This window comes from Sphingobacterium sp. BIGb0116 (genome assembly GCF_024808035.1).
In the GTDB taxonomy this organism is placed as follows: Bacteria; Bacteroidota; Bacteroidia; order Sphingobacteriales; family Sphingobacteriaceae; genus Sphingobacterium; species Sphingobacterium paramultivorum.
Genome location: NZ_JANUDT010000008.1, coordinates 77261 through 100547 on the forward strand (window position 1 = coordinate 77261; position 23287 = coordinate 100547).

Here is a 23287-nt window from a genome sequence, read left to right on the forward strand (position 1 = left end):
GCCTGTTTGAAGTAGATCAATCGTTTGTTTAGCCTGTTAAAGCTGACATTTTACTTCGAGGAATGCGATCTAAATTCGCGTAAAAAAAATGTGCTTTTTAACTGTTTTTTCTTTTTATGGCCGGATGATCTACCCATAAATATCATTTGCTGTGCAGGCGGCTGATTTAGACGATTGAAGCGATAGAGGAGATAATAACCTTGGACCATCTTCTGACGACAGCCATTTTTAATCTGTTATTACGACTTAATTTATAGGTATGTTAAACGGATCTTATAGGGGCTTATCCGAATAAGGTCCGAATGAGGTCCCTATAAAGTCCCTATTAGCTCCTTATAATTTATGGATATATTGTTTTGATGCTTTATATTTGAAGCACTGTGAATAGCGACCGATTTGTAGCAAAACTGAGGTTCGGGAAATGACAAAGGAACCCGAAGGTTCCTTTATATCTTTTACGCTACAGCATTAACAACATGTATTCATCATCCAATGATTGATATCGGATATGTTCAGCAAATGTTTATGCATTAAAGTCGTTTCAGTGCTAATTTGATCATATCTTCTACGGAAAGATTGCTTTCGGTCTTTAAAATGGTATTTAACACCTTCTCTGCCGCGGCTTTGTTGAATCCGAGCATAACCAGCGCTGATAAAGCTTCTTCTGGCACAGATTGGGATTGGATAGGTGATGCCAAGGCTTCGAAGCCCTGTTTTTTTAATTTATCCTGAAGTTCCAATATAAGACGTTGTGCTGTTTTAGGGCCGATTCCTTTAATCTTTTGAATTAGGGCAACCTGGCCATTGACGATGGCAGACTGGATCTCATCCGGTGTGTTTGACGATAGGATCATACGGCCTGTATTTGGGCCAATACCGGAAACAGAGATCAAATTTTCGAATAATTTTTTCTCGCCTTCTGTCGCAAAGCCATAAAGCGTGTGTGAATCTTCCCGAACTTGAAATGAAATAAATAGTTTACAATTTTCCTGATCCTTGATTTGGGAGAAGGTATAGAGAGAGATGTGGACATAATAACCAATCCCACTCACATCGATAACAACATGAGTGGGGGCTTTATATGCTAATTTTCCATTGAAATATTCGTACATAGTATACGAATATAGGAAGATTTTAAGCTATTCTATAAATTTTTAAGATGTGCTTGTACATCTACTACGGCAATGGTAACCATATTGACGATTTCGCGCACAGAGCTGTCCAATTGCAATACGTGAATTGGTTTGTTCATACCCAAAAGGATTGGACCTACAGCCTCAGCTTCACCAACTTCTTGCAATAATTTATAAGCGATATTTCCGGACTCCAAATTAGGAAATACGAGTGTATTCGCAGATTTTCCATTTAAGCAGCTGAAAGGGAAGTTTGCTGTCAACATTTCGCTGTTTAAGGCGAAGTTTGCTTGTAAATCACCATCAGCAATAATCTCTGGATGTTGATCGTGCAGGATCTGCGCTGCCGCTCTCACTTTTGTTGGCGTTTTTCCTTCACTTGAACCAAAATTAGAGTAAGATAGTAATGCAATACGTGGCTGAATGTTCATGCGTCTCACAGCTTTATCTAGTAACAGGGTAATGTCTGCTAATTCTTGTGCTGTAGGGTCTTCATTTACGGTTGTATCACCCATGAAGATTGGTCCTTTTTTAGTTAACATCATATACATACCTGCGACACGGCTGCCTGGTTTAGCACCGATTACATGTAATGCAGGACGGATTGTATTTGCATAATTTTTGGTCATACCGGAAATTAGGGTATCAGCTTCGCCAAATTCCACTAAAGAGGCACCAAAATAGTTACGGTCGTACATCAACTTACGGGCATCGTATTTCGATATACCACGGCGTTGTCTTTTGATGTAAAGATGTTCAATAAATTTCTTCGAACGCTCCGTTTCGTTGTCAACTTCAGCAACTGGGTCGATAATTTCAAGACCATCCAATTCAAAAGCATATTCTTTGATTAAACGTTCGATTTTATCTCTTCTACCTAAAAGAATTGGAATCGCAATGCCTTCTTCTTTAACAATCTGTGCCGCACGCAACGTTTTGTAATTGTCTGCTTCTGCAAAGACAACACGTTTAGGATCTCTTTTAGCAGCCATAGTCAAATTGCGCATAATCGCATCATCTTTACCAAGACGTTTACGTAGGGCATCGCTGTATTGATCCCAATCTTCGATTACGGTCTTTGCTACACCTGATGCGATGGCAGCTTTTGCAACAGCCATGGAAACTTCAGTGATCAAACGCGGATCAGTAGGTTTTGGAATGATATATTCTTCCGAGAATTTTAAATTACTCGTGTTATAGGCTTGATTTACTTCTTCTGGAACAGGTTGTTTCGCCAAATCTGCAATTGCACGCACTGCGGCAATTTTCATTTCCTCGTTAATTGCTGTTGCACGTACATCCAAAGCACCACGGAAGATATATGGGAAACCCAATACATTGTTTACTTGGTTGGGATAATCTGAACGACCTGTACCCATGATAATATCGTTACGTGTTGCCATCGCCAAATCATAAGCAATCTCAGGATTTGGATTTGCCATTGCCAATACAATTGGGTTTGGAGCCATCGATAACAACATCTCTGCCGACATGACGTCTGCTGCCGATAGACCGATAAATACATCCGAATCTTTTACAGCATCTGCCAGGGTGCGAATATCGCGATCTGTTGCATATTGTGCTTTCATACTGTCTAGATTTTCTCTATCAGTACGGATTACACCTTTGCTATCCAGCATCACAATATTTTCTTTGCGAGCACCTACTGAAATATACATTGCTGTACACGACATTGCAGCTGCTCCAGCACCATTGACGACGATTTTTACTTTTGAAATATCTTTACCGATAATTTCACAGGCGTTGATCAATGCTGCACCTGAGATGATTGCCGTACCATGTTGGTCATCGTGCATCACTGGGATGTTCATTTCTTCTTTTAGACGGCGTTCGATTTCAAAACATTCCGGTGCTTTGATATCTTCCAGGTTGATCCCTCCAAAAGTAGGCTCCAATGCTTTGACGATGTTGACAAACTCATCCACATTTTTGGTGTCCACTTCGATGTCAAATACATCAATGTCGGCAAAAATTTTGAATAATAAACCCTTACCTTCCATGACTGGTTTACCAGCTTGGGCGCCGATATCGCCTAAGCCCAATACTGCGGTACCATTACTGATAACAGCAACGAGGTTTCCTTTTGCGGTATATTTATAAGCATCTTCTTTGTTCTCAGCAATAGCCAAACATGGCTCCGCTACACCTGGAGAATATGCTAATGATAAGTCTCTTTGCGAATTTGTTGGTTTGGTCGGAACAACAGCTATTTTACCAGGTCTACCCATTGCGTGGTAGTTTAACGCTGCCTGTTTACGATTAGTGTTACTCATTACGATTTTATTAATTTAAGGCTACAAATCTATCATTCTTTTTGATAATTGGAAATATTTGCCAATATCTTATTATAATTAGACAATAATATGTTACTTCAGGACATCCAACAGTTTAAACATTTGCTGACGCATGCTGGAGGCCGACCCAGAATAGTTGTTAACCAGTAAAGTGTAGGTAAATGACTGTCCTGTTTTATTGGTATGTACACCTGTATAACCAAGTACGCCGCCGATTGTTCCACTTTTCATCTTCATATTGTTATAGGTGGGAAGACTTTCGTAGAAAGCAGGGTACCAACTTTGTTTTTGTGCATACTGCATAATCTTATTCATCGCTGATGTGGTCACTCGATTTTGAGGCGATAGTCCCGAACCATCCATACTATTGAGCTCACTGGATTTTATGCCTAATTTGGCATTCCAATATTTTTGGATATAATAGGCGCCATCGTCGGTGCCCGTTTTACCCGCTGTTGTATAAGCGATCGCTTTCAATAGAGCTTCTCCATAGAGATTGATGCTCTTTTGGTTAAACCAGTAGACAATTTTATCTAAGGTTGGGGATAGGTGAATATCCAGGGTTTGTTTTTTTGAAACATCGACTGAATCCATTTTTGCCCCAGTAGCAGGTCGTTCGCTGGCAACAATACCGTTGTTGTTTAAGACTTCGTTTAATTGATAAGCGAGATCGTAAGCCGGATCGGGAGAGGAGAGCTCAATTGTTTTCTTGAGATCCTGGCCATACGAACCACGCACAAATATCTTGGTTGAATAGGGGGCAGCATAGGCGTATACATTGTCGCCGCTTCCTGATTTACCAGTGGTTGTTTCATTGATAATTTCCAGATAGGGAACTTGGGCTGTATAACTAAGGATCTCCGCTTTGGCGCCAATTTTATTACTTGGGGTAAAATTGATGCCAAAAGCGTTCTCACACCAATTGAGCGAAGAAATCCCCGCGCCGTAGTAGTTACCCATGTCAGTCCAGATCCAGCCACCCGGAAGCTGGTTCCCATTATAAAGCCGATCATCGGCGATAATAGCGCCATTAATACTTTTGATACCGGCATTTTGGATCGCTGTAAGCCACTTGTTCAGTATCGTTGTTGCCTGAGTCTCCGGATAGCGAGCGCTGCCAAGGGTGGGGTCTCCCGTGCCTGTCACAATAATACTTCCGTTTAACACACCATTCTCGTCGATTTCACCTGTATAATACAGGGTTGTTTTGAACTGAAAATTCTTGCCCAGGAAGTCCAAGGCCGTCGCCGAAGTGATTACCTTCATGGTGGATGCGGTTGCTAGTCCGATATTTTCATTTGCCGCGAATACAGTCTGGCCTGTTTTTCCGTCGAAAACTATCAGTGAGCTCAAACCATTCCTGAGGCTTTCCTGATTTTGAAACTGCGTAAAAGCATCCTGAATTTTACTGCGAAGATCCTGCGCAAATAATGGAGTGGTAACGGTCGTTAACGCGTAAGTAGAAAAAGCAATGGTACTTAGCAGAAATTGGTTCATATATATTATTTTTTATCGTCCTATGGTATATCCCAGTTTATCTTCAATGAGTTTGTAAACACGGTTATCTCTATTCGTGCTGGCAATCATGGATATTCCATTGGATTTATCATGATGACTTGAACGCAGCCTATTTTAAGGGAAAAGCGTTCGCTGTACTTCGTTTGTTTTATTTGGCTTAAAGTTAGGCATTCGACCCTAAAAAATCCTAACTTGCATAAAATTGTATAGACGACATGAAGCATATCGAAAAATTAGCTGCCATTCGTGAGGCGATGAAGGTTCAGGGAATCGATGGATATATCATTCCATCTTCAGATCCTCATATCAGTGAATATCTACCGGAACGTTATAAATGCATTGCCTGGGCCTCGGGTTTTACCGGGTCAGCAGGTACGTTGGCAATCACACAAGATTTTGCCGGCCTTTGGACCGATTCTCGCTATTTTGTCCAAGCAGTGGAGCAATTGGCAGGAACAGGTTTTGAATTGGTGAAATTGAAAGTGCAGGGCGCAGCGGAGTATGCAGATTGGTTGGGCGAGCAGTTGGGTGCTGGTGCTAAGGTTGCTTTTGATGGCAATCTCGCTTCTTTATTGGTGGCTCAATCTGTTCAGAATACTTTGGAGCCTTTGGAGATTAAAGTAGATGGTCATGTTGACCTGTTGTCATCATTATGGGAAGGACGACCAGAGCTGCCTAAGGCACAGGCCTACCTGCTGGACGAAAATATTACGGGGCAGTCAACAGTTTCTAAAATTGAAGCTGTCCGCGCGGAGATGAAAAAGAACAGAACGGAGGCTCATCTGATCTCATCTTTGGATGACCTGGCCTGGTTATTAAACATCCGTGGTCAGGATGTACCTTGTAATCCTGTTGTTTTGGGATTTGTATTGATTACAGCAGAAAAAGCAACGCTTTATATTGAACCTTCGAAGTTGACAACTCAGGCAACGGAAGAACTGAAAGGCTATGGAGTGGATATTGCAGCTTATGAGGATGTTTTTAAAACGATTCCTACATTAGATATTACTTCAATTTTAATTGATCCCAAACGGACTTGTTTTGCTGTTTTCGACAGCGTACCTAAACAGGTTAAAATTGTTGAGAAAATAAACCCTTCGACGAGTTTAAAAGCAATTAAGAATAAGGTTGAAGTTGAAAATAACCGCCATACATTTGTAAAAGACGGTATAGCGTTGACTCGTTTCTTCAAATGGTTGGAAGAGAATGTCTCCTCTGGTGAGCTTTCTGAATTATCTATTGCTGACAAATTACGTGGATTTCGCGAAAGTCAAGATGGCTTTGTTGACGTCTCATTCACGACAATTGCGGGATATTTGGATCATGGTGCCCTGCCGCATTATTCGGCTAATGAAAAATCGAATTATGCACTAGAGCCTAAAGGTTTACTATTGGTAGATTCTGGGGGGCAATATACTACAGGTACAACGGATATTACAAGAGTGGTAACGCTTGGAGGCCTTACGCAGGAGGAAAAAGAGGATTATACGCTTGTACTCAAGGGAACAATAGAAGGTTCTCAGGCCATTTTCCCTACTGGAACACGGGGCTATCAGATCGATGCAATTACGCGTCGTCCATTGTGGGAAACATTACGCAATTATGGGCATGGTACGGGACATGGTGTCGGTTTCTTCTTGAACGTACATGAAGGTCCACAAGTGTTCAATGCAGCTGCAATAGATGTTGCTGTTGAACCAGGTATGATTACTTCGATAGAGCCTGGATTGTATCGCGTCGGCAAACATGGTATTCGCATTGAGAACCTCGTGTTGACCCGTAAAGCAGGATCTTCCGAATTTGGAGAATTTCTGGACTTTGAGACACTAACAATATGTTATATCGCAACCGATTTAGTCGAAAAATCCTTATTGGATAAGAAACATATTGCCTGGCTAAATAACTATAATCAGTGGGTATTTGATCAATTATCGACTCATCTTACTGTTGAGGAAAAAAATTGGTTGGCAGATAAGTGTCAGGCAATTTAATCGCTCAAAAAGAATAACGACAGTGGCTGTCCGCTGTCCACAACAATAAGTTGTCAAAATAAAAGGCCCCCCAATAATTAAGTAATAAAGTTTGGGGGGCTTTTTTTAATCGATTTTTTTCAAAATTTCATAAATAGATTCTTTTCCAAAAGGTTTCAGAATGAAACCGCTTATAAAAGGATAATTAGCCAGTTGCTCCTGATCGTTTTTGCTCGTAGAGGAACTGACAATAAAAATCTTGGTTCGTTTGATGAAGTCGGTCCTGTTTTCAAGTACATCCATTAGCTCCCAACCAGTCATAAATGGCATATTGATATCCACAAAGAGTATGGGTGGCATCAACGACTGGCTGATGTCATTGTTATCCAAAAAATCCAATGCATCCAGTGCATTTTTGAAGGAATGAAAGTCAATCTCATATTCGGTAAATCCCTGTAGCATATGACCGAAAATAGTACGTAAAATGGCATTATCATCAATGAGAATGATCGTTCTTTTAGTTTCAGGAGTCATGGTCTTTTTGATTAATAATTGTTTTCATCGTGTCAATAAACCTCATCTTTGTTGTTGATTGACATTGCAGTTTTTCTTTTACTCTTTTACTTGTGATATCACGCTGTCCAGGATCGTAGCAGTCATTTTCTACGAACAGGATTGAACACTATTTTTTTATTATAGTTGTATCAGCGGATCTTTATATGCTTTTTCTAAAAATTTGACATAAAAGGTACTACCCGAATCGATTTTACTTTGTACATCGATCTTTCCGCCCAATGATTCGATTTGATATCTAATGAGAAACAACCCGACACCTTTAGTCTCAAATCCACGGTGAAAAACCTTTTTAAACATAAACAGCTCAGATTTGTATTTTGGCAGGTTAATACCCAGCCCGTTGTCTTTAACCGTTAATAACGTTCCTTCTTGTTCCAGATGTGTATGTATTTCGATCCTAGGGGCTCTATCTTTTGTCGTAAATCGGAGTGCATTACTCAGGAGATTGCTTAAGATACTTTCCAGGTAAATCTTAGGATAATAAATGTCTTTTACATTGAATTCGATGGAAATAGTCGCATTTTTTTGCTGTATTTCTTCCATAAATTGCTGTTGCACTTTTTTGAATACGTCTAGAAAACTACATTGCTCGTAAATCAGTGAATTGTTTGATTTGATATCAAGTATACCCCCCAAATCATGTAATGTTTCGTTCAGGTTGTCACTGCTAATATGCAGAAGGTTCATAAAATCAGCCTTTATTTTTTCATCATCCGTTACCTTGATTTCGTCAATAAGCATCTGTATATTGCTGAGCGGGCCCTTTAGATCATGAGCGAGGATGTTAGCAAATTCTTCTAGTTGTCGTATTTTGGTTTCAAGATCTATTTTGACTAGATCCGATTCAATCTTTTGCCTTTTTAGGATTTCGATATTCTTTTTTGATTCTGAAATATCTTGCACCTGGACGATCAGAAATTGTGCGGTATTGGCATTATCAAAAACTGCCGCAACCGTTACAGAACACCATACAAAATGCCCTAATTTATGTAGATAGCGTTTTTGAAGCGTAAATGCTTCGATTTCGCCCCTGACAAGTTTTTCTCTAAGTTCAACATCTTTATCTATATCGTCTGGGTGTGTTCGATCAGTAAACTTGGTTGTCGACATTTCTTCATGAGAATAACCAAGAATTTTGGTTAACATGTTATTGGATTCTATGCAGTAACCTTCGAGACTTGTCAACGAGATTCCCAGACCAGATAAATAAAATGCTTGATTAAACTTGTGTTCATTGAATTTACTCTTTTCATTGGACTCGACTTGTTTTGTAATGTCGGAAATAACCAGGGCTACCCGGTTCAGCGCCCTATGTATAGGTTTAATCTGTAACCGGTACCATTTGTCTTTGTGCTCTTTTAAATTGGATTGAAAATCCATCTTAAGTTCGCGGTCCAATTTTAATGAACTTTGTATTAATTGAAGAGCGGGCACTGCAAGATCAGGTGGGAAGAGTTCCGTGAGGCTCTTATTTAGAAATTCTTCTGGCGTATAGAACAATAGATCCGGATTGTTGGTCCAGTAGTTTTTAAAAACCCCAGTATCGGTTACTTCGAATACAAGATCATTCAATGAGGCAACAAGCAATTGAAGTTGGTGTTGTTTATCTTCTAGGACACGATTTTTGTTGACCAATTTCGATACATCAATAAATGAGATTAAAAGACCTTTTTTATTGTCTTCTATAATAAGATGAACATTGAATTGATACCATCTAAACTCTTGATCCTTTTTTCGTCCTAGGATAATTTCATTTTGGTTTTGGTTTTTGGAAAGAGCACTAAAAAATGGCGTTTCTGTAGGCGATAGTTCTGAAAGATCATCAGCTGTATAAAACGTAATTAATTCATGTAGTTTGTTGGTATCTGCCGTACTTTCGAGGTCTAAAAGCTCTTGTGCGCGTTTGTTAAACAGTAGAATAGTGCCATCATCGGTGGTCGTGATTAATCCTTCCAACCTTGTATTTACAGTTTGGTCAGAAAGCATAGATAAAGAGTCCCGTTGCAGATGCATTATCCAACAATGTTTAGGGTTAATTTTCTCATTTATAAGCATAAGTGGCCTATCAGCCCCTATTTGCAAAATTGGTAACTTTTACCCCAAAATAATAAATAAATATTAAAATATGTAACTTTTTGTATAAATTACTAGCAAGCAGATTGTTATGTGTGCATAGTAATCTGCTTGCTGGTATTTTACATCTTCTGTACCTAAGGACTTATGTTTAATTCTTAATTTTTTCGAGCCACATCCAGTTAAACCAAAGTGGCTGTAATTCTTTACTTTTTAAGGTTACGATATATTTTCCGGGCTTATCGAATTTAAATTTGCCGATGCGGTTTTCGACAAATTCTTCTGTGTAATTGTTTTCATTGGGCTCGACCACCATTTTGTTTGTAGGAGCAAAACTTCCTTTCAGCAGCTGATTGGCAGTACTGACTTCAAAAACACTGTTTTGTTTATTGGGATTATGTGCTGAGAAATCGAGTGAGTAGACGCCTGCTTCAGGGATGGTTACCTCCCAATCGATCTTCGTATCACCCGTCAGGATCGCATGCGTTGGATTTTTGCCGTTATAGCGTACAATTTTGAGCCCTTGGTTGAGGCTATTGGTTGATTTCAACGAAAAGCCACCAAAGGTTGATTCCGGGATTGTATTTTTGTCCAATTCCAGCGGACTGTTAAAAGTCAATTTAACTTCTGAAACATAGTGGTCAGGTTGCGCGTCAGGTAATTGGATATGGATTAGACTGAGACTTTGATCAAATTTTAGTGCCGTAGATACACTTCCCTTCATTAGTGAAACCTGTTCTGGGGTCGATTTGATTCCTGTAATCCGAAGTGTATGATCTAAGGGCCAATTAAAGACGTGCGCATATACGACTGTTTTTTGTCCTTCTTTTTTGGTCGTTAGGTAACCCCAATCGAAATGATTGTTTTTTAGATCAAGGCCGGTACTGCCATAGATGCCCTCTCCATAGCTGTTTAGCCAATCTCCGACTTCGTGCAGACGACTGACACTTTCGTAGGGAACTGTTCCGTTGGCACGTGGCCCGATATTTAAGGTGAAGCCCCCGTTGAGACTTACATTGGAGATTAATGACTGGAAAATTTGACTGGTTGATTTCCATTCATTCTCCTGACCGTTGTAACCCCATGAATGCGCGATGGTGCCCGGTGTCTCCCATGGATGGTTAATGTAATTGCTGCCAAATTGGTTATCTCCTAATGTTTCAAAATCCACATTCTCCGCATCCGTAGGAAGACCTAGACGTGAATTAATCAGGCAATTAGGCTGTAGTTCACGGATCAGTTTGACAACTTGCAGTAATTGTTCTTTTTTAATGATCGACTTTTGATAAGGGATCCACATGTCGAACCATATCAATGCAATGTCGCCATAGTTAGTCATCAGTTCGCGAAGTTGAGGGATAACTTTTTCCTGCCAATATTGATTGTATTGAGCATCGGTAACATGTCCCGACAGCTCCTGTTGATGGTTCCAGCCGTATGGATGTTCCCAGTCAATCCAATGTGAATAATAAAAACCTAATTTCATGCCGTGCTTTCTACAAGCCTCTGCGATATCTTTGATGACATCCCGATTGGAACCACTCAATTTTGGGAGGCTATAATGACCAACTTTTGTGTCCCAAAGGGCAACACCATCATGATGTTTGGCGGTGATGATGATATATTTCATCCCAGCCTCTTTTGCTAGAAGAACCCATTGCTCAGGATCTATTTTACTCCAGTCGAAACGTTTTGCCAAAGTACCGTACTCTTCTTTGGAAACGCGGTTGCGATATCTTAACCACTCGGCATAGTTATTCATATAACGTAAAGGTTCACCCTTCCACATGCCTTCAGCCGCACTGTATAGTCCCCAATGAATGAACATGCCAAAGCGGGCATCTTTAAACCAAGAGGCTTTTTCAGAAGTTTGTGCAAATAGTTTGGCCGAAATACTGAATAGCAATAATGACAAAATCAGTAGTCGCTTGATTGATGGTATCATAAAGGTTGTTCTTTTTTTTTTGACTTACAAGATAGGCAAAAAATCGAACATCAATCCTTAAATTGGATTTTGGAGTGGTTGTAAACTATGGAATGTAGTCGGTGAAAAAGTGAAAACCCCTCGTATTTAAACTAAGGGGTTTCATGTTGTATGAAAACTTTAAAGCGATTATTTCAAGTTATAGGCTTGGATAATCTTTTTAAAAACGGATGTATTGTTGTAAATGCCCATAAAATTTTGCGCACCTGGTCCATAAGCAAAGACAGGTACCATAATATTGGTATGGTCATCGCTACTGAAATTACCCCTAACAGTTCCCTTTTTATAATTGGCATCCAATAGGGAAAGTCCGCCAGTTTCGTGATCTGCAGTGACAATGACTAGTGTTTCACCATCTTGGTCCGCAAATTTTAGGGCTTCCCCTACAAGCCGATCAAAGTCATGTTGCTCGGTGACAACATAGGGAAGATCGTTGGCATGGGCTCCATAGTCGATTTGTGCACCCTCGGCCATGATAAAGAAGCCATTTTTATTTTTAGACAAAAGCTGAATCGTTTTTGAGAGGGAATTTTTTAGCATTTCTCCCCGTCCATCGAGTATTCTTCTTGTCGCAGAATCCGCTAGGAGCACCAACTGTTTGCCCGATGTCGCTTTTTCAAAGTCGTCTAAATTTTGCTGAAGCTGATACCCTTTTTCGGTCAGTTGCTTCATCAGCGTGTTATCCTTGTTGTTGAGGAAGCTTTCGCGACGGGATCCAACTAAGATATCCACATGGCTATTTTTGAAATCTGCCGCAATTTCCTGTGACATTGTTCGGTCGATCTGATGTGCGTAAAATGCAGCCGGAGTAGCATCTGTAATATCTCCCGCACTGATGATACCACTTTTGATCCCATGTTGCGCCAGCGTATCTGGTATAGCGCTGATCAGTTTGCCATTGGCATCCACACCGATATACCGATTATTGGTTTTATGTCCAGTAGCCAAAGCTGTCCCGCCCGCAGCGGAGTCGGTAAAATCCGAATTGGATGCTTCGGTGCGCGAAAGACCAATATGTTTCATATTGATGATATTGGACTGACCAAAATTGGCACTTAAACCTGCTTGTATTTGGGCCAAGCCCATTCCATCACCAATAAGTAAAATAACATTTTTGACCTTACTTGTTGCGCCATCATTTTTATAGGTTGGCTGATAGGGAACGTAGGCCTTTGGATTTGCGTATTCGACTTTAGCGTTGTTTAAATAGAAATTCTTAAGCGCAGTAGGATGGTCTGTATTGATCCAGTCTACCCCCATGTGACCAAGTTCTTTCCAACTATTGGGACTGTCTTTGGTTGCCCAGAAACGAAAAGGTTTACCCAATTTATGCGCTTTGTCTATCACAGATTTCATCTTTTCAAGGTCGGGTGGAGTAGGCGTCCCTTTGCCATTCCAGACAGAATACTGTTTAATATCCTGACTGATCATCCCAATATGTTTGAGCTGTGCCGGCGTATAATCTTTTTCCGGCCGGCCATCAAAATAAATCATCGATGGATAATTGTCGAACTTTTCCGGCGGCGGGATTTCACCGCTGACGACAATTTTAATGGCGGAAGGATTTTTCTGCTGGTCGAATATAGATTCGTTGCCCTTCAAATCGGCCAACAATTTAGACAATACCTGTTCGTAATTTTCTTTGATATCAATCACGAGCTGTAAGGTCTGCTCAGGTTTGGCATAAGGTTTATTGCCGTTCTCCTTAAAGAAAGCAATTAAAGGGTCGATGTAAAGTTTTTTTAACGTCTTCCCTGGTTTGATTTCGCTGCTTTCATGGGCGACGTAAAGCTCTCCATTGCGATAGAAGACGTCCGCTTCGATAGAGCCCATTCCAGCATAGTAAGCCTCCAACAGCGGGATTTGTTGTTTGTAATCATTGTGGCTATGACCTGCATTGGCAGTCAGTTTCTGTTGTGCAGAAACTGACTGAATGCTTAGGCCGGCAAATAGCAGCCACATTAATTTATTGTTTTTTACCATCCTGCATTCTGTTTAATGACACCGGAACTGTTGTCGATCTCGCGTTGCGGAACTGCCCAAACATCATGTACTTGCGGATTGAAATTTCTAGCCGGCCAAATTACAGCACCATCGAAATCGTGTAAAGGTTTGGCATAGGTAGCTTGCGCATCGCCCCATCTGACCAAATCACGGTGACGGTCTGCCCATTCACCAGCAAGCTCATTGCGGCGCTCACGTTTTAGGTCTACAAGAGTCATTCCGCTCTTTGCTATTAAACCAGCTCTCTTCCTAATTTTATTTAATTCAGTATCACCGGCCCCAGCCCCATTTAAATTAATGGCTGCCTCAGCTTTAATCAATAATACTTCGGCATAACGCATCAATGGTACATTGAGGTCTGTTGTTCCGTTATCGCCATTTGGATTGACATGTGTTGGAATAGGGTCTTTATAAGAAAACGGCTCCATGTATTTCTTGAATTGGTAATTGGATGTAGCGCCTCCGTCTTTTGTGAAAGTGCGTTCATTGCCAAAAAACTGGAATTTATCCCCAGGTTTCAATATCGTCGCTTCACGGCGTAGATCTCCAGATTCAAAAGAATCATACAGTTCTTTTGTCGGTAGATAGTAGCCCCAGCCATTGTAGATTCCCCAAGCCTTGTTGGTGAGCATAACACCGGGAAGTTTACTTCCCCAGCCAGTACCACCGCCATTTGGTGTACAGACCACCGACCAGATATATTCTTTGGACCAGTTGTTAGCCGCTTTAAACACATCCACAAAATTGGTCAATAAATCATGTTTGCCCGAACTGATCACCATATCCGCGTACTTCACAGCATTGGTATAATCTTTTTTGTACAGATATACTTTTGATAAATAAGCCCATGCAGCAGTTTTGTGCGCTTTACCGTAATCCGAAGCATTCATATCTGAGAAATACGGAAGGTTTTCTGCTGCTTTTAGAAATAAAGAAGCAATGTAGTCATAGTTCTCGTTGACATTGTTAGCACGGGGTACGGGTACGGTTGCATCTGTTTCAGGTTTAACAATAGGCACACCTGCCTTGTCGTTGCCATAGTTTGCTGCCAATTGAAAATAAACCAGACCGGCATTGAAATAGGCATCGCCAATGATCTGTTTTTTTCGAGCTTCATCCATGCTTATATTGGGAACATTAATAATAATATCGTTAGCTCTTTTTATAATCGCATAACGCATGCTCCATTGAGATTCGGTATAACCACCACCGATGTAATTGCGGTTGAAGTTTTTGATATTATCGGCTTCCGGTTTGTTACGTCCCGTTACCATGTCGTCACTGGCATTAATAAACCAAAACATCCCACGACCGTAATAATCCTCTTCATTGTATTTTTCATACATACCAGCCTCCGCTTTGATGGCATCCTGTTCGGTTTTCCAAAAATTCTGAGCGGAAGGTGAACCTTCAGGCGTTATATCCAACTGTTTGTCGCACGATGCAAAAAGTGCTACTGCTGCTATTGCAAGGTATTTGATATTCGTTTTCATCGTTTTATTTTTTTAATGACTGATAAAACCTGGGTAAAGTCTTCCGTCTGTGAATGACAACTTTTATTTTTCGGTTTCATCATTTTTATTTTTCTCGTTTTAATAATCGATAAGATCTTAAACTAAATAATCCTTGTAAGAAGTAACCTTCGTTTAGATCCCATTGGCATTCTGCTAATATTAAAAATTGACATTTAGACCGAAGATAAAGCTGCGGGCTTGTGGGTAACGTCCGACATCAAGTCCATTGTTATCCATACCAATTTCTGGATCAAAACCAGTGTATTTTGTAAACGTAAATAAGTTGTTCGTAGTCGCATAGACTCTCACGTTTCCAAGTTTATATCTGTCAGTCAAAGATTTTGGTAGTGTATAACCTAATGTGACATTTCGGATACGAAGGAAAGAACCATCTTCAATATAGAAATCTGATGCATTAAAGTTTCCGTTGGCGTCTGAACTGGAGATAATAGGCACTTTCCCATTCGGGTTTTCTGGTGACCATGCATCTAGGATTCCTACTAATTTGTTGTATGAGGGACCGCTCGCGCTGTAGGTTGTTCTTTTGATGGCGTTAAATAATTTGTTCCCTTGTACACCTTGTGCAAAAATATTGAGATCAAAGTTTTTGTAATTCGCATTGAAGCTCAGACCGTAAGAAAAATCAGGATATGCACTACCGGCGTAATAGCGATCTTCTGGTCCGATCGAACCATTCCCATCGATGTCTACAAATTTGAAATCGCCCGCTTTTGCATTGGGTTGAATTTTTTGTCCATTGGCATTTTTGTAGTTATCAGCTTCTGCCTGACTCTGGAAGATACCATCCGTCTTTAATACGTAGTAACTGTAAAGAGGTTGGCCAACAGTAATTGTCAACGGAGCTAGCTCATTTCTAAAATTAGTACCTACTGCGATATTGTTCAATCCAGGAGCCAATTCTTGAACGTTGTTGGTTAATTTGGTTAGCGTCGCATTAATAGAGTACGAAAAATCTTTATTTTTAGCACTACTATAAGTTAACCCTAGTTCAATACCTTTATCTTTTACTAAACCCCCGTTAATCGTTTGTGTGCTCAAGCCCGCTGTTCCCGGAAGAGGTTTGGTTAAAATCATCTTATTTGTTTCTTTGACAAAATAATCTGCTACCAAGCTCAATCCATTCAAAATTCCAAGATCTAAACCTATATTGGTTTGTTTACTTTCGGCCCATCGCATATCCATATTGGGTAACACATTCTGAGCATATCCATTTTGTAGTTTTGGATTTTCACCAAAATAGGCATCGGCACGAATAAGAAGAGGGTTAACATCCAGTGGATTTAGGTTGGCTAGACCACCCAATTTACCGTAACTAGCTCTTAATTTAAGCTCGTTTAACCATTCTACAGATTTCAAAAAATCTTCTTTGTGTAGAGCCCATCCAGCAGATGTTGAATAATAGTACCGCGCTCTATTTTCTTTTAATGGAATTATGGATGAAGCATCTCTTCTGCCAATTAAGGATAGTAGGTATTTTTCATTGTAATTATAGTTCGCTCGTAGGAAAAGAGACGAAAGTGCTGTGGCTCCATAACCACTTTCTGACGGTTGTATTGTATTGGCGTTATTCAGGTATCTGTATTGTTTGGATTCGTCGTCAAAGCCGGTACCCGAAGCATTCAAATAACTACTTTTGGTTTTTTGAAAACTATAACCACCAGTCAAATCAAGTTGATGAACGTCAAATTTAGTCTTATAATTTAGCACTTGTTCGGCAAGGATATCATTTGCGTCACTCGCTCTTTCCACTAGACTATTGCTCAAAACGGGTTTCCCTATTTCAGGACGTTTTGGTGTAAAGCTTTTATATTTAATGTTCGATTTGGTAATGCTTAAGTTAGATCTGAACGTTAGGCCTTTTGCTAATTGGATATTGGCATATGGATTTACAACCAGGACACTGACAGGATTATTAATGTCTATGCGCATCAATTCTGCGACAGGGTTAATGATATCACCATAGTCGCCAGGGAAAGGTCCTGGCAAACCAGCAAAGCTCCCATCAGCATTGTAGGGCGTTCCATTGGTTGGATAATAAATAGCCGACAATAGCGCCCCAGTATAGTCGCTGCTCGTATTGGCGCCATTTCCATTGGTATTGCTGTAGGATAGATTTTCACCTACTTTTAACCACGGTGTAATTTGATGTTCTGAGTTTATCCTGAAGTTGTAACGTTGTGTTTTTGTATTGAGTACAATACCTTCTGCTTTACGGTAATTGAAGCTCAAGTAAAAATTTGACTTTTCATTTCCGCCATTTATTGCACCATTGTAATCTTGCAATGTCGCATTTCTAAATACTTCATCCATCCAATTGGTTTTTGTGACAAGCCCATCTGGATATTTTGTTGGATCGAAAGCTGGTAAAATGGCTGTTCCGCCATTTTTTGCTGCCGTTGCTGCTACCTCAGCGCGTTGTTCCGCATTTAAAGGCTGTAATTTACGCCATGCACTTTGTTGGCCGATTTTGGCATCGACACTGATCTGCATCTGTCCTTTTCTCCCTTTTTTAGTGGTGATCAATACCACACCACCAGAAGCTCTCGCTCCATAGATTGCTGCCGACGCGTCTTTAAGGACCGAAATGGATTCAATATCGTTGGGATTTAATTGTGGTGTACCTAAGAAAATCGAACCGTCAATAACGTAGAGTACATTTTCACCATTGATACCACCGGCACCCCGAATATTAATGCGAGGAGGCGAAGTTGGATCGCCACCTTCGTTTGTCACAATGACACCAGGAGATTTTCCAGCCAATACTTCTCCGACACTGTTTACCGATCGTGAGGATAATTTATCAAGGGAAACCACACCTATAGCACCCGTTAGTGTCTCTTTTTTCTGGGTTCCATAACCAACAACAACAACTTCGGATAGGGTCGAACGCTCTTCGCTTAGCGTTACATTTATAACTTCATTTTCACCAACAGAAACATCTTTAGAATGGAATCCGACCATCGAAAAAGAAAGTACGGCCTGTGGTCCAGCCTCGATTCGAAATGCACCCTTTGTATCTGTTGTGGTTCCTACCTGCGTACCCACTACTTTTACAGAAACACCCGCAATTGCAGTCCCTGTTGTATCTCTTACAAAACCGGTAACGATTCGGTCTGCCTTGATGTTTGCTTGCGTGTTCAGGATCACATAGTCCTCTTTTTCCACTGCATTGATTCCAAGCTTATTCAAGAGAGAGCGAACGGGTTCAGTTTTAAAGCTGCCGCTTAAGACTGTGTTCCGTTCTTGCAATAGATCGGGATTGTAAACAAAATGAAGGCCCGAAAGACTCTCGATTTTGTGGAGAATCACATCGAGTTTTTCGCCCTTGCTTATTTTGATGTTTACACTGCTTTTGTCCAAACGTTGGGCCATGCTTGGGGAGGCCATCAATGAACTGCAGAATACTGAAGTAATCGAAAATGCGATGCAGGGATACTTCATGATCCGGTAAAAAGAGAATTCTCTCTTGAATGCAGGTGTTTTCATTTTTTTGTAATAATTAGGTAATGAATTACGCATGGTGACTAAGATGTTTTAGGTAAATTTTTAGACATTATTTGTGGATTTTAAATACTTTATCCTTTTCAATCGTACTGTACTTTAGGTGATGCAGGCTGCAGATGATATCCAGTATTTCGGCCGGATTTTGTGTGCTATTGAATGTGGCTGTTGTTTTTAGAGACGTAAGCGATGTATCCTTTAAGATAATTTCAATGTTGTAGATATATTCCAGTTTTTTTGCGACCTCTTGTAGATTTGTTCCATCAAACGCTATGGCGACAGCTGTATTTTTTTCTACTACGCTACGTGAAGATTGTGCGGTTTCTTTGCTGTAACGTAGACTTTGGTTTTTGGTTAATATACCCAAGATTTTATCTTGTTGCTGTACCGCCACCTTACCGGTAGCAACGGTGACTTCGACTTGGTCGGAAGCCTGATAAGCTCTTATCCGAAAGGAGGTACCCAATACTTTAACCGCTAGCTTGGATGCAAGCTGTACCTGAAATGGGTGTTGTTCGTCGTGGGCAATATCAAAGAAAGCTTCCCCCTCGGTAAGTGCTATTTCACGGATATTTCCCTTGAACTTACTTGGATAGCTGATTTTTGAAGATGGTTCCATGATAATTTCCGAACCATCTGCCAATACAATCTTTTTATGTTCACCTGCAAGGGTTGTCGTGACGATCTGCGAAGATGGTGCGATAGGTTGATTATTTACTTTCCAATAAAGAAGTCCTATGGAAGCAATCATTAAAATAGCGGCCGCTATTTTGAATACAGGTGAATACGGCAGGGGAGCTCGTTTACTTTCCTTTTCTGAAATACCGGACTGGATATTGGCCAATAATTGTTCGCGCAGTGCTGCTTTGCGTTCCTGCGGAATTTTTTTTGATGCGTTATCCAGTTGGGCGTACCAATCTTCGACTTGTTTAATCTCGGCGGCGCTGGCCTCTCCATTTAAATATTTTTGCAGTAGCTGCTTTGCTTTTTCTTCCATCATTTGAATACATGTCACTTCAAATGGGAATTGGTACTAGTCGAAAATATTAGGAGTATATTAATTTATTGTTAACACTCAAAAAAATGTAGGAACTGCCTAAGAGAGGCTTTTTTTGAGCAGTTTCATGGCCGAGGTAATTTGATTCTTGACGGTTTGTACCGATACATTCAGCTCGCTCGCAATTTCCTTGATTGATTTTTCTTGCTTGCGGCTCATTGTGACGACCAGCCGCATACGTTCGGGAAGCTGCATTAAAGCTTCTTCAACTTTTTGCTGCGCATCTTTTAGGATCAGCAGGTCGTCCGCTGAATCAGCATATTGTTGGTTCATTAAAGTCGCTAGTTCGGCTTTGTGTCCATCTTTAACTGTCGTATTCCGAAAATGGTTGATTACTTTGAATTTTACAGCCCCATGTAGATAGGCTGCAAGGCCACCGGATATGATGACCTGCTCACGGTTTTCCCACAGCGAAATGAAGATTTCCTGGGTAATGTCCTGAGCCACATTTTCGTCACCTATTTTCTTAAAAGCTGCATCAAATATGGCTTCCCAATACAGATTAAAAATCTGTTCCATGGCAAAGTGGTCACCTTGCTTTAATGATGCTATCAATAATTCGCTCACAAGATCAGTTTTAATTGGACAAAGCTAATAACTCAGTATTCCTTTAAAGTTAATAAATCTTAAAGAGTATATTTTGTCTGTTATAAATTAATCTTGGGGATTTCTGCTGAAATTGAGCGGTATATTTTTATTCTTTATATTCCTCGCCTGTAGCGATGTCTATAAAATAGCTCTCATTCTGATTGTGTTCATTTTTATGCTGTACCCAACCGTTTGGATTGATGGTCATGTAGCTTTTGTTGCCGATTCGTTGTTTTGTCTTATTGTTGTATAAAGTATAGCGACCATCTTTATGTTCCTGTAATGCGAAGATTTGTCGTTTACCATCTAAGGTTTCAATATGTTCGAAATCGGGATTTATATCCCAAGTCTTTGCACTTGAATTCCATAGGCCTTTTGTAGGTTCCAGATCACCTCGTTTTACATCAATTAAATAAAGATCTTCTGATGAATCGATGTATTTTATTTTTCCGGTCTTCCATTTCTTCTCCATGGCATTTGAGGTGAGTAACATGTGTTTGTCTGGCCAGACCAAATTACCCACCTGATCCAGGATATAGAAATTCGGGGCTTTGATGGTGTCCAATAAGTTGCCATCTTTATCTATATATAGCCAATCATAAGCCCAGATGGCATGATCGTAGTTAAATCTGCCTAGAATAAAATAGGGCGAATTAGTCACCGAATAAACTAAGGATATTTCTTTTAGAAAGGCAATCTGTGTAGCATTGGCTTGTCTAATTTGTTTTGGAAAAGCTTTGTCGTATTGTGGAAAGGCATATATGCTGCCTGTATTATTGTCCTTTAGTAGTTTGGGGATTGCTGGGCTGTAGCGCTCCTGATTGATGGAATCGAGCTGTATGGCCTCATTTTTCCAAAGAAGGTCTATTTTGTCTATGCCTGTCAAAGCGGATAAAACCGGTTTTTTGCTTTGGATATCAAGGATGGCAAAACTGTTTGCTGATGCTGGAATATAACGTCCGTTTTCCAAGGGCATTTCAATGTGTTCTTCTATTTTCTTAAGTTTTTGATCTTTTAGCAGATACAGGTTCCCGTTGAGGATCAGGTGCTTGTCGCCTAAGGGGTAAGTTGCAAGGTTATACTCGTTCTCATCGTAAGGAATATCTTTTTTCAGCAGGACCTGATTACTTTCCAATACCCGTATTTCGAGCTTGACATAAGTAGCTGTTTTCTTGATATAACTGCTTAGGATATTCCAGTCCCATTTCCAGAAGGGCAATTTCTTTTCATATTCCTGGCGTTTCATTACGAGAGTCACCTGTTCGAGGTCTAAGAGCTGTAAATCTGCGTCGGAATAATGTTCGATAAATTCACCTTTGCTGTTAATGATCCCCGTTTGATCCTTTTCATTGGCTACCAGTGCATATCCTGTGGACGTGAAAGGCTGAGCCCAATGGAACTCTTGGGATAGCTTCTTATGGAATGCGCTGTCGACATAGACAAACTGCTTATTTTTGGTTTGATAGGGAATCCATTTAACCCGGTCATTTTTTGTGATTATGGCGGATTCCTGTGCACATGCTGTGATACATAGCATAGCTGTTATACTTAGCAATAATGATTTGATCATCCTTTTTTTTCTATAAATTGGACCTACTTGTTTGCAGCTCGCATGTTATTGCAATTGCTCTCGTTGATCGAGGCCGAATGCGAATCGTACACGCTCTGAAACGCGTTGGTTTCGAAGCTAAAGTAGTGGAAAACAAGCTTTAGAAAAATAGCCGATTTCAGTGATTATCTTGACGGCAATCAGGGGAGATTTAGTGTAATGAAAGTGAAATGGAATGCGGTATATTGTAAGTTATAGCCTGTTGGCGTGTAATATTAACCGTTGATTGGACAGATGATATCGGGAAGGAGTAGCGCTAATTTTGGGGTCGAGCCGATTAAATTGGTTAATCGGCTCAAATTTTGCTTATTGTTGAGCCGATTAGTGTGATCACTTTTTAGTAACCGGAACCAAAATAACCTCCCCTTTGTTGGTTTGGTACCAGTATTTGTTGCCCAGGTCATCTTCGAAATCATGGTTTACTCGCGACTTATCAACCTTTCTGAAGCTTTTTACATCAGGGCCATTGAATATTTTATTTCCAATGAAAATGTGGTTCGCGTCTTTTGCTACAGCGAACTTGAGAACCTCGAAGGTTTTCGGATCTGCTTCGGCAAATAATTGTTGCTCGTAATAGACATGATTTTTGTCGCGCGACCAAAGGACTTTTCCATTTGCCCCTTCCAATAGCTCGAAACTTTCGGCATCCACCGCTGCATATTCAAATTTCTTACCCAAGATAATCACCAATTGGTCAATGATTACTGTCTTATCATTAAGGAATTTTATGTTGTTTGACGAGGGAAGTTCGATCTCCAGTATGCCGATGTTTTGATAAGGCTCGTAGTAGAGCAGTATTCGGTCATTCAGTAGTAGATAGGCTATATTGAGAGCCTTAACGTTCTCTGTTTTATAGTGGAGCGGAAGAATCGCCTTGTCTGTTACTACGAAAAGCTGATTTTTATCTTTTACAAAATTACTGTTAACTACGTTGAATGAAGCATAGTCGACGTTCAGCGGTTGATACCTATAAAAGTAATGTGCTTTATCTTTAGCTAGTGCTGGAAGGTGATGATATAACGTTGTATACGTTGCAGGATCGGCACCTTCGATAATTGTAAGCTGGTTTTGATTGCACGTTGAAGTAGCCGAAGCAAAACCTTCAAACTTGAATACATGCTCCTGATCGATTGGAATGTTGTTTTTCAGTTGAAAGGTCTTTACATCGACCAGCTCTTGCGGGCATCCCATAAAATAGACGTGATCTTTATCGCGGGCATAGACCTCTTTGATCACAGCAAAACTTGCCAGATCGGCAACCATCTTTCTCGAACCTCGTTCAAAGCCGTTTCCGCCCGGTATAAAATAAATCGCACCGCTCTTTTTGTAGTAATCTTCAGACAAAGGACTCACTTGCTCTTTGCAGGAAAAGAGCAGACCTATCAAAGCACTTATTATTCCCATTTTTAAGATATTTTTCATAC

General features: G+C 40.3%; 14 protein-coding genes. 1 reads left to right on the forward strand and 13 read right to left on the reverse strand.

Annotated elements, in window-relative coordinates; all coding sequences use genetic code 11:
- Window positions 1–530: 530 nt before the first annotated feature.
- The 3 genes from ruvA to dacB all read right to left on the reverse strand — a co-directional run bounded on the left by ruvA (window position 531) and on the right by dacB (window position 4945).
- Entirely contained in the window at window positions 531–1112 is a 582-nt protein-coding gene (gene ruvA / locus M2419_RS18520) for a Holliday junction branch migration protein RuvA (protein ID WP_153847474.1), read from the reverse strand.
- A gap of 32 nt (window positions 1113–1144) precedes the next feature.
- Entirely contained in the window at window positions 1145–3427 is a 2283-nt protein-coding gene (locus M2419_RS18525; RefSeq protein WP_153847473.1) for an NADP-dependent malic enzyme, read from the reverse strand.
- A 93-nt stretch (window positions 3428–3520) separates the two neighbouring features.
- Window positions 3521–4945 (reverse strand): D-alanyl-D-alanine carboxypeptidase/D-alanyl-D-alanine-endopeptidase, encoded by a 1425-nt coding sequence (gene dacB, locus M2419_RS18530; protein WP_159730654.1) that lies wholly within the window; start codon window positions 4943–4945, stop codon window positions 3521–3523.
- 236 nt (window positions 4946–5181) lie between these two features.
- Here dacB and M2419_RS18535 point away from each other — a divergent pair, with 236 nt between their 5' ends.
- Window positions 5182–6957, forward strand: a complete 1776-nt coding sequence (locus M2419_RS18535) for an aminopeptidase P family protein (RefSeq protein ID WP_159730652.1) — start codon at window positions 5182–5184, stop codon at window positions 6955–6957.
- A 105-nt stretch (window positions 6958–7062) separates the two neighbouring features.
- On the opposite strand, the gene M2419_RS18540 is transcribed toward M2419_RS18535, so the two are convergent.
- The 10 genes from M2419_RS18540 to M2419_RS18585 form a co-directional block, all read right to left on the reverse strand.
- Complete coding sequence (locus M2419_RS18540) at window positions 7063–7470, reverse strand: response regulator (protein WP_153847470.1); 408 nt, start codon at window positions 7468–7470, stop codon at window positions 7063–7065.
- A gap of 159 nt (window positions 7471–7629) precedes the next feature.
- Window positions 7630–9525, reverse strand: a complete 1896-nt coding sequence (locus M2419_RS18545) for a PAS domain-containing sensor histidine kinase (RefSeq protein ID WP_194932912.1) — start codon at window positions 9523–9525, stop codon at window positions 7630–7632.
- Window positions 9526–9736: 211 nt separating this feature from the next.
- Window positions 9737–11530, reverse strand: coding sequence for an alpha-L-fucosidase (locus M2419_RS18550; RefSeq protein WP_227550288.1), 1794 nt, complete (start codon window positions 11528–11530; stop codon window positions 9737–9739).
- Window positions 11531–11698: 168 nt separating this feature from the next.
- Window positions 11699–13552: an alkaline phosphatase gene (locus tag M2419_RS18555; RefSeq protein ID WP_153847468.1), complete on the reverse strand. Its 1854-nt coding sequence runs from the start codon at window positions 13550–13552 to the stop codon at window positions 11699–11701.
- Entirely contained in the window at window positions 13546–15066 is a 1521-nt protein-coding gene (locus M2419_RS18560) for a RagB/SusD family nutrient uptake outer membrane protein (protein WP_153847467.1), read from the reverse strand. Before M2419_RS18560 ends, M2419_RS18555 begins: the two co-directional genes overlap by 7 nt.
- Window positions 15067–15246: 180 nt before the next feature.
- Window positions 15247–18594 (reverse strand): TonB-dependent receptor, encoded by a 3348-nt coding sequence (locus M2419_RS18565; protein WP_227550287.1) that lies wholly within the window; start codon window positions 18592–18594, stop codon window positions 15247–15249.
- A 67-nt stretch (window positions 18595–18661) separates the two neighbouring features.
- Window positions 18662–19609 (reverse strand): FecR family protein, encoded by a 948-nt coding sequence (locus M2419_RS18570; protein ID WP_159730648.1) that lies wholly within the window; start codon window positions 19607–19609, stop codon window positions 18662–18664.
- 96 nt (window positions 19610–19705) lie between these two features.
- Window positions 19706–20233 carry an RNA polymerase sigma-70 factor gene (locus M2419_RS18575; protein ID WP_112373850.1) on the reverse strand — a complete coding sequence of 176 codons (528 nt, stop codon included), beginning with the start codon at window positions 20231–20233 and terminating at the stop codon, window positions 19706–19708.
- Between the two features lie 127 nt (window positions 20234–20360).
- The gene (locus M2419_RS18580; protein ID WP_153847465.1) at window positions 20361–21824 is read right to left on the reverse strand and encodes a hypothetical protein; all 1464 of its coding nucleotides are present in this window, start codon (window positions 21822–21824) and stop codon (window positions 20361–20363) included.
- Between the two features lie 369 nt (window positions 21825–22193).
- On the reverse strand, window positions 22194–23285 hold the full coding sequence (locus M2419_RS18585) for a DKNYY domain-containing protein (protein WP_153847464.1): 1092 nt from the start codon (window positions 23283–23285) through the stop codon (window positions 22194–22196).
- Window positions 23286–23287: the final 2 nt, after the last annotated feature.